14 protein-coding genes are annotated in these 13,999 nt (G+C 62.3%); 9 read left to right on the top strand and 5 right to left on the bottom strand.

Translation table 11 applies throughout. The annotated features are described in order from the left end of the window. Positions 1–582: 582 nt before the first annotated feature. Positions 583–3,195 carry an autotransporter outer membrane beta-barrel domain-containing protein gene (locus tag FHT93_RS04350; protein WP_246781539.1) on the top strand — a complete coding sequence of 871 codons (2,613 nt, stop codon included), beginning with the start codon at positions 583–585 and terminating at the stop codon, positions 3,193–3,195. A gap of 19 nt (positions 3,196–3,214) precedes the next feature. Here the strand turns inward: FHT93_RS04350 and FHT93_RS04355 are convergent, their stop codons facing one another. Continuing rightward, a complete protein-coding gene (locus FHT93_RS04355) occupies positions 3,215–3,673 on the bottom strand; it encodes an NUDIX domain-containing protein (RefSeq protein ID WP_183846287.1) in 459 nt (152 codons plus the stop codon). 374 nt (positions 3,674–4,047) lie between these two features. Continuing rightward, positions 4,048–5,550: a PLP-dependent aminotransferase family protein gene (locus tag FHT93_RS04360; RefSeq protein WP_183846289.1), complete on the bottom strand. Its 1,503-nt coding sequence runs from the start codon at positions 5,548–5,550 to the stop codon at positions 4,048–4,050. 166 nt (positions 5,551–5,716) lie between these two features. Between FHT93_RS04360 and FHT93_RS04365 the strand changes: the two genes are divergently transcribed. Together FHT93_RS04365 and FHT93_RS04370 are read left to right on the top strand one after the other, a co-directional pair. Beyond that, positions 5,717–6,337, top strand: a complete 621-nt coding sequence (locus tag FHT93_RS04365) for a C39 family peptidase (RefSeq protein ID WP_183846291.1) — start codon at positions 5,717–5,719, stop codon at positions 6,335–6,337. A gap of 80 nt (positions 6,338–6,417) precedes the next feature. Further along, the gene (locus FHT93_RS04370; RefSeq protein ID WP_183846293.1) at positions 6,418–7,485 is read left to right on the top strand and encodes a D-alanine--D-alanine ligase family protein; all 1,068 of its coding nucleotides are present in this window, start codon (positions 6,418–6,420) and stop codon (positions 7,483–7,485) included. 50 nt (positions 7,486–7,535) lie between these two features. Here the strand turns inward: FHT93_RS04370 and FHT93_RS04375 are convergent, their stop codons facing one another. Beyond that, complete coding sequence (locus tag FHT93_RS04375) at positions 7,536–8,249, bottom strand: DJ-1/PfpI family protein (protein WP_183846295.1); 714 nt, start codon at positions 8,247–8,249, stop codon at positions 7,536–7,538. Positions 8,250–8,477: 228 nt separating this feature from the next. Here FHT93_RS04375 and FHT93_RS04380 point away from each other — a divergent pair, with 228 nt between their 5' ends. From FHT93_RS04380 to FHT93_RS04395, 4 genes are all read left to right on the top strand, one after another. Then, positions 8,478–9,884, top strand: a complete 1,407-nt coding sequence (locus FHT93_RS04380) for a DUF1254 domain-containing protein (protein ID WP_183846297.1) — start codon at positions 8,478–8,480, stop codon at positions 9,882–9,884. Positions 9,885–9,897: 13 nt separating this feature from the next. Then, entirely contained in the window at positions 9,898–10,929 is a 1,032-nt protein-coding gene (locus FHT93_RS04385) for a DUF1254 domain-containing protein (protein WP_183846299.1), read from the top strand. 214 nt (positions 10,930–11,143) lie between these two features. Then, positions 11,144–11,761: a hypothetical protein gene (locus tag FHT93_RS04390; RefSeq protein ID WP_183846301.1), complete on the top strand. Its 618-nt coding sequence runs from the start codon at positions 11,144–11,146 to the stop codon at positions 11,759–11,761. Then, the gene (locus FHT93_RS04395; RefSeq protein ID WP_183846303.1) at positions 11,758–12,348 is read left to right on the top strand and encodes a hypothetical protein; all 591 of its coding nucleotides are present in this window, start codon (positions 11,758–11,760) and stop codon (positions 12,346–12,348) included. The genes FHT93_RS04390 and FHT93_RS04395 overlap by 4 nt, the downstream gene beginning before the upstream one ends. 71 nt (positions 12,349–12,419) lie before the next feature. Here FHT93_RS04395 and FHT93_RS04400 read toward each other — a convergent pair whose 3' ends face one another. Further along, positions 12,420–12,620, bottom strand: a complete 201-nt coding sequence (locus FHT93_RS04400; protein WP_183846305.1) for a hypothetical protein — start codon at positions 12,618–12,620, stop codon at positions 12,420–12,422. A 124-nt stretch (positions 12,621–12,744) separates the two neighbouring features. On the opposite strand from FHT93_RS04400, the gene FHT93_RS04405 reads away from it, so the two are divergent. Then, a complete protein-coding gene (locus FHT93_RS04405; RefSeq protein WP_183846307.1) occupies positions 12,745–13,185 on the top strand; it encodes a hypothetical protein in 441 nt (146 codons plus the stop codon). A 57-nt stretch (positions 13,186–13,242) separates the two neighbouring features. Here FHT93_RS04405 and FHT93_RS04410 read toward each other — a convergent pair whose 3' ends face one another. Beyond that, entirely contained in the window at positions 13,243–13,452 is a 210-nt protein-coding gene (locus FHT93_RS04410) for a hypothetical protein (protein ID WP_183846309.1), read from the bottom strand. A gap of 159 nt (positions 13,453–13,611) precedes the next feature. Between FHT93_RS04410 and FHT93_RS04415 the strand changes: the two genes are divergently transcribed. Next, positions 13,612–13,998 (top strand): VOC family protein, encoded by a 387-nt coding sequence (locus tag FHT93_RS04415; protein WP_183846311.1) that lies wholly within the window; start codon positions 13,612–13,614, stop codon positions 13,996–13,998. The last annotated feature ends 1 nt before the right edge of the window (position 13,999 follow it).

Consider the following 13,999-nt stretch of genomic DNA (forward strand, 5'->3'; position numbering starts at 1 on the left):
GCCGCAGATCGCCGGATCGGGATCACCGCAACAGCGCGATGGAAGAGAGCGCGATGACGGAACCTGAAAGCACCGATCCGGATGCGAGATTGGCAGCGCGCAGCGGAATGCGCCCGGCCGACAGAAAGCCGGCGGAGGGACCTTCCCTTTGCCAGCCACAGCGATGCGTTCAGCAGGATCGCCGGTCACACCAGCTGCATCGCGACACCATGCCCGCAAGGAGTCACCGACTGCACCCTAGATATAAGGGGGCATGGCTTTTGATGGCAAACGCCATGCCCGATTGTTTTATTCTCGCTTAGGTAGATGCTTTCAGCCTCACTGAGCGCGGTGCTTTCGCCCCCGCCTCACGTCATCCGCCCGATTGCCGGCGGCAATGGATAAGAATTTAACATATTGATTTATATTCGTTTTGTGAATTGCCCGTAAATTGCGATCAGCCTACTCTCATTTCCAACCCGCCAGAAATTACTATTTTCCGCATTCAGCAGGTACGGTACGGAAACGTAGAAAAGCAACTAATCCTTGTTGCCGCCTGATTCCATGCGGCGTTTTATTTCCATCAATTTAAAGGGGTCAGACATGCGTGGCAGCGTTGTCGACACGAAGGTTTCCAGGAAAGCAGAACTTTTTTCGGGCGCAAGTCTTGCGACGCTGGCACTCGCCTCCTGTCTGTTCTCCCCGATGTCGGCCGTTGCGGGTAATTACACCGCCAGCAATGCCACCGAATTCGCCAACGCGGTTACAGCCGCCAATGGCGACCCCGATGGCAGCGCGACGATCACGCTGACGGGCAATATCGCAGGAACCATTGCCGCACTGCCCAATGCCACGAAGCCGATCAGCATCAATACCAACGGCTTCACCATGACCGGCCTGCAGATGATAACGTCCAACGGCAATACTCTGACCCTGTCCGGCACTATCGTCGGCAACATTGCTCAACGCGGGTTTTGGTACAACAGCGGCACTCTTACCTCGACATTGGTCAACAACGGTTCGATCACCGGCGGCGCCGACGGAAGCTCGACCACCAGTTCAGGCGTCGCCTACGCCGGCCCCGGCATCTTCATAAACAACGGAACGGTAAAAGGCGGCTCCAGTAGCGGCGCAGGGTCTGGCGGTGAGGGAATTAACGCCCTCCGAGCGCTCGCGGTCACCAACAACGGCTTGATCCAGGGCGGAAACAGCGTCTCCGGCAGCGGGGGCACAGGTGTCAATCTGGGCCAGTTGGCCACGGCCGCCAGCCCGGCCTCCCTGACCAACAATGGCACGATCCGCGGCGGCAACGGCGGCGCCGGTGGGGGCGTAGGCGTCCGTCTGGGGGTCGGCGCGACCTACTTCGAAAATAACGGCACGATCGTTGGCGGGAACAATGCTGCCGGGATCATCGTCCAGACGCCGAGTGCCCTGCTTATCAATAGCGGAACCATTCAAGCCGGCGCCGGCGGCAGCAACGCGATCTCCGTTGTCGCAGGCGCCACGACGCTGGAGCTTCACGCCGGCTCCAACATTATCGGCAACGTCGTTGGCGGCGCGGGTGTCGATACCTTCCGCCTCGGCGGCGCGGGCACCGACAGCTTCGACGTATCGAAGATCGGCGCAGCAGCCCAATACCAGAACTTCGACAGGTTCGAGAAGACCGGCACCGGCACATGGCTTCTGACCGGCAACGGCTCGGCGACAACAGACTGGACCATCTCAGATGGCACGCTGCTGATTGGCGATCACACCACCCCGACCTCCGTTATCGGCGACATCACCAATGCCGGCACGCTCGGAGGCAGCGGCACCATCATTGGCGACGTCGCCAGTTCCGGCACGGTTGCCCCGGGTAATTCCATCGGCACTTTGACCATCGCCGGCAACTACACCGGCAATGGCGGCACGCTTGCGATCGAGAGCGTGCTCGGCGGCGATGCCTCGCCGGCCGACCGGCTCGTGGTGACCGGCAATACGGCGGGCACCACCAATGTGCGCGTCACTAATCTCGGCGGCGGTGGGGCGCAGACCGTCGAAGGCATCAAGATCGTCGATGTCGGCGGCACCTCGGCCGGCAGCTTCTCGCTGCTCGGCGACTATGTTTTTCAGGGCGATCAGGCCGTTGTCGGCGGTGCATACGCCTATCGGCTCTATCAGAACGGTATCGCGACCCCTGCTGACGGCGACTGGTACCTTCGCTCGGCACTCATTGATCCCTCGGGAGTGGCAATCGGCCCCCAGTACCAGCCCGGCGTTCCGCTTTACGAGGCCTATCCCCAGCTGCTGCTCGCCCTGAACGGGCTTTCCACGCTGCAGCAGCGCATCGGCGACCGCTACTGGACGGACGACAACAAGGCCGCATCGGCCAAAGGGCCTGACAATGTCTGGCTGCGCGCCGAGGGCATGCATGCGAGCATCGAGCCCGACAGCAGCACCACCGTCGACAGCTACGACTACGATCTGTTCAAGCTGGAGGGTGCCCTGGATGGCGAACTCTATCAGGATCAGAGCGGCCGGCTGATCGGCGGCCTCACCGTCCACTACGGCACGATATCAGGCGATATCGACTCCTTCTACGGCAATGGCGATATCGACACGACAGGCTTCGGGCTTGGCGCGACGCTGACCTGGTATGGCGACAACGGCTTTTATGTCGACGCCCAGAGCCAGGCCACCTGGTATGACACCGACCTGAAATCCGACCTCCTCGACGGCGCCATGGAGAGTGGCAGCAATGGCTTCGGCTATGCGCTGAGCCTTGAGGCCGGACGGCGCTTTGCGGCCTCCGGGCCGTGGTCGGTCACGCCGCAGGCCCAACTCATCTATTCCTCCGTCGACTTCGACACGTTCAATGATCGCTTCGGCGCGCGGGTATCGCTCGGTGACGGCGACAGCCTGATCGGTCGGCTGGGCGTGGCGCTCGATCACGAGGAGACAATGCAGCGTACCGATGGCCAGACGGCACTGGCGAAGGTCTATGGCATCGCCAATCTCTACGGCGAGTTCCTGGATGGCACCGCCGTCGATGTCTCAGGCACCGGCTTTGAAAGCAGGAACGACCCCGTCTGGGCGGGCCTGACGTTTGGCGGCTCCTACACCTGGAACGACGAGCGCTACTCGCTCTATGGCGAAGTCGCCGCAAAATCCTCGCTGAAGGATTTCGGCGACAGTTACGCTTTCAGCGGCACCGCGGGCCTGCGCGTGAAGTGGTAGATGCGGCAAAAGCGTTTGCTCATTCGGCCAGCATATCGGACGTCAGTAGCGCTTTCAGGCCTTTTGGATAGAGGCCTGGCGAGCCGTCGAGATCGAGCGTTTTAGGGTCATACCATCGAGCGACCCCGAACGTTCCATCGCTTTCCTGGAAGGTGATCACATCCTGACCCTGATAGTCATTCGAGACGAAGCCGATCTTGAAGATGAACATGATCTCGTGGCCGCTCTCGCCTTCGAAGACATATATGTTTTCCATGACAAGCGGCCCTGAGAAAACCTCGACCTCGACGCCGAGCTCTTCCCTGAATTCGCGCCTCAAAGCAGCTTCCGAGCCCTCGCCGAATTCAACACTGCCGCCGAGCGGACGCACGCCGGCAACCCGCCCCTTCTTGTCATAGACCTCGGCCGCCAGAAGACAGCCGTTGCGCCAATGGAGACCAAGAGCTTTCAGATTGATTTTCGTACGGGGGGAACTCATGGGATTTTTGCACGCAAGAGGAACATGGCGCGCAAACTAGAAGAGCAGGCCGATGGCCGCAATGGGCAGTTGCAATTCTGATGTGAACGACCCCACGCGGAAAGAGCCGATAGCGTTTATCGAGCTCGCGGCCCCCTCATCCGCCCTTCGGGCACCTTCTCCCCGATGGGGCGAAGGGGTGTCGTTGCAAAGCCTCTCGCTCGTCTCAAAGCGTCTCTCGTTGCAAGCCGCGCCGCGTCCTCCCCCTTCTACCCAGCGGGGAGAAGGTGCCCGAAGGGCGGATGAGGGGGCCGCGGACGCACTCCCTTGCTCATTTTCAGACCTGGTAAGGCGATGGGGCCACAACCCTAATAGACGCTCGGTTCTGCGGCCCCTCACCCTCCCGCCAAAAGCACCCCATCCTCGAACACCTCCGCAAGCACCCGCGTCCCCGTCTCCGCCTCCGCCTCCGAAAGCCCGGAGAACCCGAGCAGCAGCCGCGACCGATCCGTCGAGACCACGTTCATGCGCGACAGCGGCATCACCACCACGCCCCTTTTCAGCGCCGCAGCAGAGACGGCGGTGTCATCATCCCAGCCGCCCGTGCTCCTCACCGTCAGATTGATCCCCTGATCCGGCAGCAGCACGCTCACATGCTCCGCCAACCGTTCCCTCAAAAACCCCGCCAGCATGTCGCGTGATGCGCGCAGCCGTTCGCGCAGGCGCCGCAGATGCGCCGGGAAATAGCCCTCCTCCAGGAAATCGGCGATCACCCGCTGCTGGAAGCTTGGCGGGCAGCGGTCGACGGCGGGGCGCACGGCGCGGAAGGCGGGCACGAGGTCGGCGGGGACGACCAGATAGCCGATGCGCAGGCTCGGCAGCAGCGCCTTGCTGAAAGTGCCGGTATAGAGAACGCGGCTCGCCTTATCGAGCCCGTGCAGCGAGGCGATCGGGTGGCCCTGGTAGCGGAATTCGCTGTCGTAATCGTCCTCGATGATCCAGCAGTCGTTCTCCTCCGCGTAAGCGAGAAGCCCGAGCCGGCGCGAGAGCGACAGCACCGAACCGACCGGATACTGGTTGGAAGGCGTGACGTAAAAGGCGGCGGGCGGCGCGACCGTGCCGTCGAGCAGCCGGGCGATATCGATCCCGTCGCCGTCGACCGGCAGGCCGGTGACTTCGATGCCGTTCAGGACAAGACATTGCCGCGCCGGCGGATAACAGGGATCTTCGACAACAGCCGTGTCGCCTGGCGTCATCAGCACGCGAAAGGCAAGGTCGAGCGCCTGCTGCGTTCCCGCCGTGATGAAGATCTGCCCCGGGCTGCAGCGCACCCCGCGCGAGACGGCAAGATGGGCGCTGATCGCCGCCCGCAGCAAATATTCGCCCTGGATATCGCCATAGCCTTCGAAGGCATAGTTCATATGCCGCGTCGCGATGCGGTTCAGAAGCCGCGCCGTGCGCTCGTCATGGGCGATGCGGCCGGTGACGAAGGGCAGCGCCTTCTGCGGCTCCAGGCTCGGCCCCCGCGTCAGAATTGCCGTGGCGGCGGCCGACACGCCGCGGCGGATCGGCTGGCTGCTGCCTGCGCCCGGCGGTTCGATGCGCGCCGCCCCCTCGGGAATGGACGAGGCGATATAGGTGCCGGAGCCGTGGCGGGCGACCGCAAAACCCTCGGCAATCAGGATCTCGTAGGCTTCCGCGATCACGCCGCGCGAGACCGCCCATTCCGTAGCGGCAAGCCGCGTCGATGGCAGGCGCTGCCCGCCCGAGAGCCGCCCTTCCGCAACGGCATTCCGTAACGCAAGGTAGAGCTGGCGCGGCAAGGGCGCCGATGACGCGGGATCGATATCAGGCCTGAATGCTGCCGATGGCCCCTCGCGTCTTCTCACAGCAGTCATCGGCTCTCCTGCGGCCATGCACTTATTCCCGTGGTTCATCTCGCCTCAAGCGATCCAAGTGGCCCACAGGAACATGACAAAGTGGCTCTGTCAAATACATCGGAATTACATCTAGTATGAGCCACTTTCTAACGGGATTCGCATTGCAGTGCCTGACGGAGACGACATGGATCATCGAGAACTCGACGTGCCCTATTTCAGCCAGTGGGAAACGCCCGAGATGACACTGCCGGTGCTGGCCGAAGGCGCCGTTGCGCTGCACCACGATGCCAACTGGAAAAACTCGGGCGCAGAAACGATCGAGGAATATGCGCGCTGGGCGGTCAACGTCTGCGGCATGGCCTGCCTGAAAATGATCCTGGCTGCCCGCGGCGAGGCGCATCCGATCCTCTCGCTGGCCAGAGCCTGCACCCGCTATGGCGGCTATGTCGTCAACGAGGCCGATGCCTCGATCAAGGGGCTGATCTATGCGCCCTTCGTCACCTTCGTGCGCGAGCGCTTCGGGCTTGTCGCCGAGGTGCGCACCGAGCTCCCGACGCAAACCATCCCCGAAATCCTCGCGACCCATCGCTTCTTCATCGCCTCGGTCAGCAGCTCCATCCGCTGGCCGGAGCGCGAGCCGCCGGGCAAGGGCGGCCACCTGGTGCTGGTGACGGCCGCCAATGAAGACAGCGTGCGCTTCCACAACCCTTCCGGCCATGAGCGCGCCACCCAGGCCGATGTCACCCTGCCGCTCGCAACCTTCGATCGCTTCTTCGCCAACAGAGGCATCGCGGTCAGCTTCTAGAGGTTTTGTTTTCGCGCAATTCCGGAGGCAGAACCGCTGCACGCTTTTGCCGGAATTGCTTACTTTTCAGGAGAATTCCAATGAGCCCTTCCCCATCCAGGTTGCGCATCGCCGTGCTCTTCGGCGGCCGTTCCAGCGAACACGACGTCTCCGTCATGTCGGCCACCAATGTCATGCGTGCGCTCGACCCGGAAAGATACGACGCCCTGCCCGTCTTCGTCACCAGGGATGGACGCTGGCTGCAAAGCCGCTTTGCCGATGGCGAACTCGCCAAGCCCTCTTCCGGCACCGAACTCTGCCTCTTGCCGGGCGGCCACGGCCGCCTGCTGGCGATCGGTTCCGACGGAAAGGCGACCGAAGCCGGCAAGATCGACATCGTCTTTCCGGTGCTGCACGGCCTGCATGGAGAGGATGGCGCTGTCCAGGGCCTCTGCCAGGTGGCGCGCGTGCCGCTCGCCGGCTGCGGCATCCTCGGCTCGGCAACGGCGCTCGACAAGGATATCGCCAAGCAGCTCCTGAAGGCGGCAGGCCTGCCGGTGGCCCGCTCCGTGACGCTCGATCAGGACAGCCCGCCGGCGCTCGAAACCCTCGAAGCCGCGCTCGGCCTGCCGGTCTTCATCAAGCCCGCCCGCCAGGGCTCCTCCGTCGGCGTGCGAAAAGTCTCCGGCAGCCAGGAATTCGCCCCTGCCCTTGCTGATGCCTTCAGCCATGACCGCAAGCTGATCGCCGAGGAATTCATCGCCGGCCGCGAGATCGAATGCAGCGTGCTGGAGGATACGAAAGGCGGCCTCTTCGTCTCCCGCCCCGGCGAGATCGCGCCTGCCGAAAGCCACGGCTTCTACAGCTACACCGCCAAATATCTCGACGAGAATGGCGCCGCCCTGAAAGTCCCGGCCGAGCTTCCCGCCGATGTCGAAGCGAAGATCCGCGACATGGCTGCCCGCGCCTTCCGCGCACTCGGCTGCGACGGCATGGCCCGCGTCGATTTCTTCCTGATGGAAGACATGCGCTTCGTCGTCAACGAGGTGAACACCATTCCGGGCTTCACCGATATCAGCATGTATTCCAAGGCGATGGCCGCAAGCGGCGTGGCCTATGCCGAGGTCATAGACAAGCTGGTGGAGCATGGGCTGGCCAGAGGGGCGTGAAAGCTTGCCTCGCCCCTTCTCTCGCCCGCAAGAAGGGGCGGCTTGCCCGCTCACCGCAAAGCCAGCGCCTCCAGCGCCGCCCGCATCCCGCCATGCGCGGCACCATTACGCTGCAGCATCAGCGCCTTCGCTGCCTCGCTCGCCTTGTCGGGATGGCCGCCGTCGAAGGGTGGTGCGGGATCATATTCGATGCCGAGCTGGATTGCCCGGGCGACATCGCCGCCGGCAAGTTCGGCGATGATCGTGAAGGCGAAATCGATGCCGGCCGTGACCCCGCCCGAGGTGATGATATTGCCATCGCGCACGGTGCGCGCCTTCTCATATGTCGCGCCGACGAGCGGCAGCAGATCCGTATAGGCCCAATGCGTCGTCGCCCGCCGCCCCCTGAGCAGGCCGGCGGCGCCAAGCAGAAAGGCCCCGACGCACACGGATGTCGCATATTGCGCCTGCCGCCCCTGGTGGCCGATGAAATCCACTGTCTCGGCATCGTCGAGTGCATCGACGACACCGGCGCCGCCCGGAATGCAGATCAGGTCGAGCGCCGGGCAGGTCTCGAAACTCTGCCCCGGAAGGAAGCTCAAACCTCGATCGCTCGCCACCGGCTCCAGGTTCTTGGCGATGACATGTGTCTTGACGTGAGGAAAGCGCGATGGAGCCGTCAGCGACGGCGGTGTTGAAAGCCGGCTGAGCACCTCGAACGGCCCGGTGAAATCGAGCTGGGTGATGCCGGGAAAGATCACGAAACCAATGTTGAAATCAGCCATGCCACTCCCCCCGAAATGATGCATGCGATTGCCTGGGCAATCATCGCATTTGCTGCCGGTGGCTGCAATGGCGAGCTGTTGCGGCCGGCCCTGCCCGTCCGCTTGTCGAGCATGGGTGGCCCGCACGCTTACACCCCGATTTACACCGGCATTTACGGTTGCGTACTTCCGCCGGCAGTTTGAGCCGTGGCACCCTTCGGCCCCGGAGCTCTGGGCTGGAGGTGACGCATGTTGCGCCTGGTGTTTGCATTGACGATCGGCCTGATGTCGGCGGGTGCGGCTGCCGCGCAGGACCATTCCGCGGCGCAGGAAGCGGAAGAGCGCCTGGCGCGTAGCCGGGCGACGGAAGCGGTGATCTGGGGCATGCCGGCGGTCAATACCCTGCTCATGTACGACCAGATGATCGCGGCCGGCGGCAAGGCCGGCGAGATCATCTACTGGGGCCGGCCGCTCGACTGGCACAATCAGACGCTGACGCCCAACCCCGATACGCTCTATTTCATGGGCTTCTACGATATCGGCAAGAGCGGCCCTGTCGTGGTGGAGATTCCGCCCGCCGGCGACGACGGCTCGCTCAACGCCAATTTCGTGACCCTGTGGCAGACCTCGCTCGAAGATGCCGGCCTGCTCGGCATCGACAAGGGCGCCGGCGTCAAGTTCGTGATCACGCCGCCAGGCTTCGAAGGCAAGCTGCCCAGGGGCCTTCAGCGGCTCGCCGCCGACACCAGTACCGGCTATTTCCTGATGCGCTCCAACCTCAGGAGCCATGGCGAGGCAGATGTCGAGAAATCGATCGCCTATGGCAAGCGCGTCAGGTTCTACCCCCTGTCCGAGGCAAAGGCGCCTCCGCAGACGGTCTACCGCGACATCAAGGACGCCGACTTCGATTCAACCATCAAATACGATCCGAGCTTCTTCACGCTGCTTGACCGTGTCGTCCAGAGCGAGCCCTGGCTGCCGCGCGACCGGGCGATGATCGACCAGCTGCGCTCGATCGGCATCGAAAGGGGCAAGCCTTACGCGCCCGATGCCGCGGCAAGAAAAGCCCAGGAGGAAGGCATTGCCGATGCCAGGGCCTGGCTCGAGGCGCGTTATGATGCGGGCTTTCCGGCCTTTTTCGAAGGCACGCACTGGACCATGCCGGCCCTGCCCGATGCTGTTCAAGGCCAGTCCACCACTTATGCCGAACCGGACAAATATGCCGTGGATGCACGCGGCATCGGCTACAGCTACGCCTATATCGCGATCAAGCGGCTTGGCGTCGGCCAGTTCTACCTGATCAACATCAAGGACAAGACCGGCAATAGTTATGACGGCGCCCGCGCCTACAAGCTGCATGTGCCGGCCGATGTACCGGTAAAGCAATATTGGTCCGTCACCGTCTACGACCGTGAGACGCACGCGCTTCTGAAGGGGGCCGATCGCGCCAGCCGCGCCTCCAATGCCGCCGAGATCAAGAAGAATGCCGACGGATCGGTGGACATCTATTTCGGGCCGAAGGCGCCCGAAGGCATGGAAACGAACTGGGTGCCGACCATTCCCGGCCGCCAGTTCGAGCTGATGTTCCGCCTCTACGGGCCAACGCAGCGCCTGTTCGACAAGGCCTGGACGCTGGCGGATGTCGAACCGATGTGAGGAGAGCAAGGTTATGGCCGCGAAGAAGACAACTCTCACTGCCGCGTCGGTGGCTCTGCTCCTCATGTCGGGCGCAGCATCCGGCGCCGATCCCATCAAGGTCACGCCGGATAATTTCGTGCGCGCCGAGAGCGACATGTACATGGCGGCATCGTCAGGAGAAGCCGGTCTCGGAAAGCTCTTCCACCGCCGCGAACCCTTCGATGTGAAACACCAGACGGTCGTTCGCGGCAATCGCGACACGCTCTATTCCAGCGGTGTCTTCGATCTCGATGCCGGACCAGTGACGATATCAATGCCGGATGCGGGAAAGCGCTTCATGTCGCTGATGGTTGTCAATGAAGACCACTATGTCACCGATGTCTTTCACGGGGCCGGCAGCCACACATTCACAAGAGATGGCGTGGGCACGCGTTACGTCCTGATTGCCGTACGCACCCTGATCGACCCGACCAAATCAGGCGATGCCGACGAGGTACACAGGCTGCAGGATGCCATCAAGCTCGATCAACCAGGCGGGCCTGGTACGCTGGACATGCCCGCCTGGGACAAGACGAGCCAGGATACGGTGCGCAATGCGCTGCTGGCGCTCAATACGACAATGGAAAGTTTCAACAAGGCCTTCGGCAGGAAGAGCGAGGTCGATCCGGTTCATCACCTGATCGCAACGGCCGCCGCCTGGGGCGGCAATCCGGACAGCGAAGCGACCTATCTGAGCGTCACGCCCGAGAGGAACGATGGCAAGACCCTCTACAGGCTGCATGTTCCCGGTGACGTGCCGGTGGACGGTTTCTGGTCGATCAGCCGCTACGACGCGGCAGGCTATTTCGTCGAGAACCCGTTCAACGCCTATTCGGTCAACAATATCACCGCCGCCAAGGGCGCGGACGGCTCCGTCGACATCCAGTTCGGCGGCTGCGACGGCAAGCTTGCAAACTGCCTGCCGATCGAGGCCGGCTGGAACTACACGGTCCGCCTTTACCGGCCACATCAGACCATACTGGACGGAAGCTGGAAATTCCCGGCTCCGCAGCCGGTGGATTGAACGGCAGCAATGCCGCCGCCTCGAAAGGCCTTCCTCAACCCGTGACCGATGGATGTGTTTTTGCGACTATTGGCAACTTTAGCGGGCCGACTGGGGAATTGTTAATGCCAGCCTGTTAACACCCGCCACCATCGCAATGATGGATTAGAGCATGCAGCCAAATACTGATTGCAAATCTCCGGGCTCAAAGCTGGCTTACACGACGCTTGGCATATTGGCGGGACTTGCCTTCTTCGCGGTCGGATCATCGCCGCTTGCGGCGCAGGGTACAGCTCCTGCGCCAGTCACTGATAACGCCGGAACCGTCGGCGAACGCGTGCAGGCCGCGACCGAGGCGCTGGTGCAGATGTTCGATTTCGGTGCGGATCTAAGCCCGAAAACGCTCATCGAGACCTTGCCTGGCGACTGGGCGATATTGCCGCCGGATCACGGCCTGCCGGCAAACAAACTGAAGACGTGGTGCAAGTTCAATAGCATCAATCTCAAGCAAACCGATCCACGCTATCCGATCTTTGACGGTCAGAGGGGCCCGGAGGGCATCGCCAGGCGATTTGAATTGCGCCTGTCTGTCGGTGCATCCGTCTACTGGATCTCCAATGTTCAGGATGAGATGCATGTGCTGGGTTATGACAAGCCCGAAGCCACTGAAATGGCCGGCACGCGGCGCAACCTGGTCATAAAGAACAGCGTTCAGCAAGGCGAGGTCTTTCCGGTAAACGATGATGTGGTCGGCTTTATCAATCAGCCACCTCCACCACGCCGACGTTTCTCGTCCGATGCCCGGGTGAGCCCGAGGATACGGCAAGGACCGAACGAAATATCCAGACCGTGAGCACGATCGCGGAAACGGTGGCGCAACGTGCCGCGTTTTTCTCATATGGCCCGGATGGGTCCGTCCCCTTTGTCAGCAAGATGCAGGGCAGCTGGACATTGGTCGATGAACCCGCCCGCCCCGAGGTGCGAAACAAGACACTCGCTGACCTATGTCATATCCGCCGCATCGAGATGCGGCCGGACCATCAGCCTCTGCCGATCCTGACCGCGCATGTCGCCGACACCTCTTCCGAGCAGGATCGCCCGGTGCCGGCATTGCAGGATGAATTCGAATTGCGGCTCGCCGGTGACGGTGAACTGCTGCGGGTGGCCCTGCATGATCCGCTTACCGAGGTGAAACAGGATCCCGAACGCTTTCGCGCTCCACCCGCTGCGAAAGACGACCTGGTGGCCAAACGCCTCCAACAGGCAGCCATTGCGCGCTACCGTCAGGCGACATTGTCCTTCGTATCGCCGGTGACGCTTGTTTCGATCGACGACGACACGTTTATTGAAACCCCGAAGAACCCATGGAGCCAGGCTTCCAGCTACGGCACTGGGCCCGCGGCCTTCAAACGCTATTGGATGAGATGCCCTGAAAACTGACCTGCTGAAATCATCGCCGTGCCCGTCGGCGATGCGGCAAGCGATAACCAAAGGATGAGCGAGGTCTTCGGTCACTGCGCAATCGGCGACGCCTGATCCCGAAGCTGCGCCCTCGCCGCGAGCATGATCTCGAAAAACCGCGGCAGTGGGCGCAGGCTGTCCAGGTCGTTGTCGTTTTCCATCCATGCCAGCAATGCCGGGCCGCCATTACGAAACACGCGAACTTTGGCTTTCGAAAGCTCTTCACCAACAGAAACGGTCGGGTGCGTCATCTCCCCGCGCCCTGAAACTGCCTTGGAACTAATGACCTGCGAGACTGTTCAAGCTATGACGTTGAGATGACGCTGACGTGCCCGGCTGACTGGGTAAGCGGTGCTTTTTGAGGAGCCTGTCATCATGAAGATTTCGTCCAGATTTCGTTCGGTCGCCGTTGCCGTCATCGCCACCGCGGGAGTTGGCGTTGCCGGCACCGCGCATGCTGATAGCGGTACGATCCGCTTCTCCGTCTACAAGGCCGCCTTCTTCGTCGGCGGCTCCGGAGGCGACGGCACGCTGACCTTCCATGGTCACCGATATCCAATTTCGATCGGCGGCATTTCGGGCGGCCTCGCCTTCGGTGCTTCCAAGACCTATTTCCAGGGTACCGTTAGCCACATACGCCGCGCTCAGGATGTGACGGGTGTATACGGTGCGGCGGGCGGCGGCGGCGCGCTCGGCAAAGGAGCCCAGGTGATCGTCATGACCAATGACAAGGGCGCCCAACTGGAACTGACGGGCAAGCAGGTAGGCCTGCAGATCAACGCCGATATCAGCGGCATGAGCATCTCGGTGAAGTAAGGCCGTCGCTCGGCCTGGCGCCAGGGACGGTCATTGCAAGCTGATATCTCCGGCGCCCTATTTCCAGGCGGGCTCGTTCTTCTTCTCGTAGTCGCCAAACGCCTTCTTCAGCCCGCCCAGCACTTCGGCTGCGGTCTCGAACATTGCCTTCAACTGCGGCTCGTCGACATCGACGATGTCTTCCCGCAGATGGTCCATCATTTCCTGAAGGCGCATCTGCATTTTCTGCGTATGGTGTCGCGGATCGCGATCGGCTTTGCTGTCCATCGGCAATCTCCTGGGGCTCTGCACCAGCCAAACCTTCGACCACTGGTCCCGGTTCCCGATTCGCGCACCACGGCTACAAGGTCCCGTCCGGGACGCTATATCCGATGCCATGTCCTGCCTTGTCCGCTACCGCCAAGCCTATCCGAAGGAGGATTTGATATGGCTACCGTCAGCGTTCGTTATATCGTCGACGACGTCGATGCAGCGATTGCATTCTATACGCAGTCGCTCGGCTTCGCGCTCACCATGCACCCGGCTCCGAGCTTCGCCATGCTGACCAGGGGCGATCTGCGCCTGCTGGTGAACGGCACGACGGGCCCCGGCGGCGCCTCGCAGCCGATGCCGGACGGGCGACGGCCCGAGCCCGGCGGATGGAACCGCATCCAGTTGGAGGTCGAAAACATCGAGACCGAGGTCGCGCGCCTGAAGGCATCAGGCGCCGGCTTTCGCAACGACATCGTTGTCGGGATCGGCGGCAAGCAGGTCCTCGTCGAAGACCCGGCCGGCAATGCGATCGAATTGTTCGAGCCGCCGAAAAAGCAGTAGA

This window comes from Rhizobium sp. BK379, assembly GCF_014193955.1.
In the GTDB taxonomy this organism is placed as follows: domain Bacteria; phylum Pseudomonadota; class Alphaproteobacteria; order Rhizobiales; family Rhizobiaceae; genus Rhizobium.

Bases quoted from the DNA above. Each gene is read 5' to 3' on its own strand.
- FHT93_RS04415 (WP_183846311.1), top strand. From the start codon at position 13,612: ATGGCTACCGTCAGCGTTCGTTATATCGTCGACGACGTCGATGCAGCG.
- FHT93_RS04400 (WP_183846305.1), bottom strand. From the start codon at position 12,620: ATGACGCACCCGACCGTTTCTGTTGGTGAAGAGCTTTCGAAAGCCAAA.
- FHT93_RS04360 (WP_183846289.1), bottom strand. From the start codon at position 5,550: ATGACTGCTGTGAGAAGACGCGAGGGGCCATCGGCAGCATTCAGGCCT.
- FHT93_RS04355 (WP_183846287.1), bottom strand. From the start codon at position 3,673: ATGAGTTCCCCCCGTACGAAAATCAATCTGAAAGCTCTTGGTCTCCAT.
- FHT93_RS04385 (WP_183846299.1), top strand. From the start codon at position 9,898: ATGGCCGCGAAGAAGACAACTCTCACTGCCGCGTCGGTGGCTCTGCTC.
- FHT93_RS04350 (WP_246781539.1), top strand. From the start codon at position 583: ATGCGTGGCAGCGTTGTCGACACGAAGGTTTCCAGGAAAGCAGAACTT.
- FHT93_RS04405 (WP_183846307.1), top strand. From the start codon at position 12,745: ATGAAGATTTCGTCCAGATTTCGTTCGGTCGCCGTTGCCGTCATCGCC.
- FHT93_RS04375 (WP_183846295.1), bottom strand. From the start codon at position 8,249: ATGGCTGATTTCAACATTGGTTTCGTGATCTTTCCCGGCATCACCCAG.
- FHT93_RS04370 (WP_183846293.1), top strand. From the start codon at position 6,418: ATGAGCCCTTCCCCATCCAGGTTGCGCATCGCCGTGCTCTTCGGCGGC.
- FHT93_RS04410 (WP_183846309.1), bottom strand. From the start codon at position 13,452: ATGGACAGCAAAGCCGATCGCGATCCGCGACACCATACGCAGAAAATG.
- FHT93_RS04380 (WP_183846297.1), top strand. From the start codon at position 8,478: ATGTTGCGCCTGGTGTTTGCATTGACGATCGGCCTGATGTCGGCGGGT.
- FHT93_RS04365 (WP_183846291.1), top strand. From the start codon at position 5,717: ATGGATCATCGAGAACTCGACGTGCCCTATTTCAGCCAGTGGGAAACG.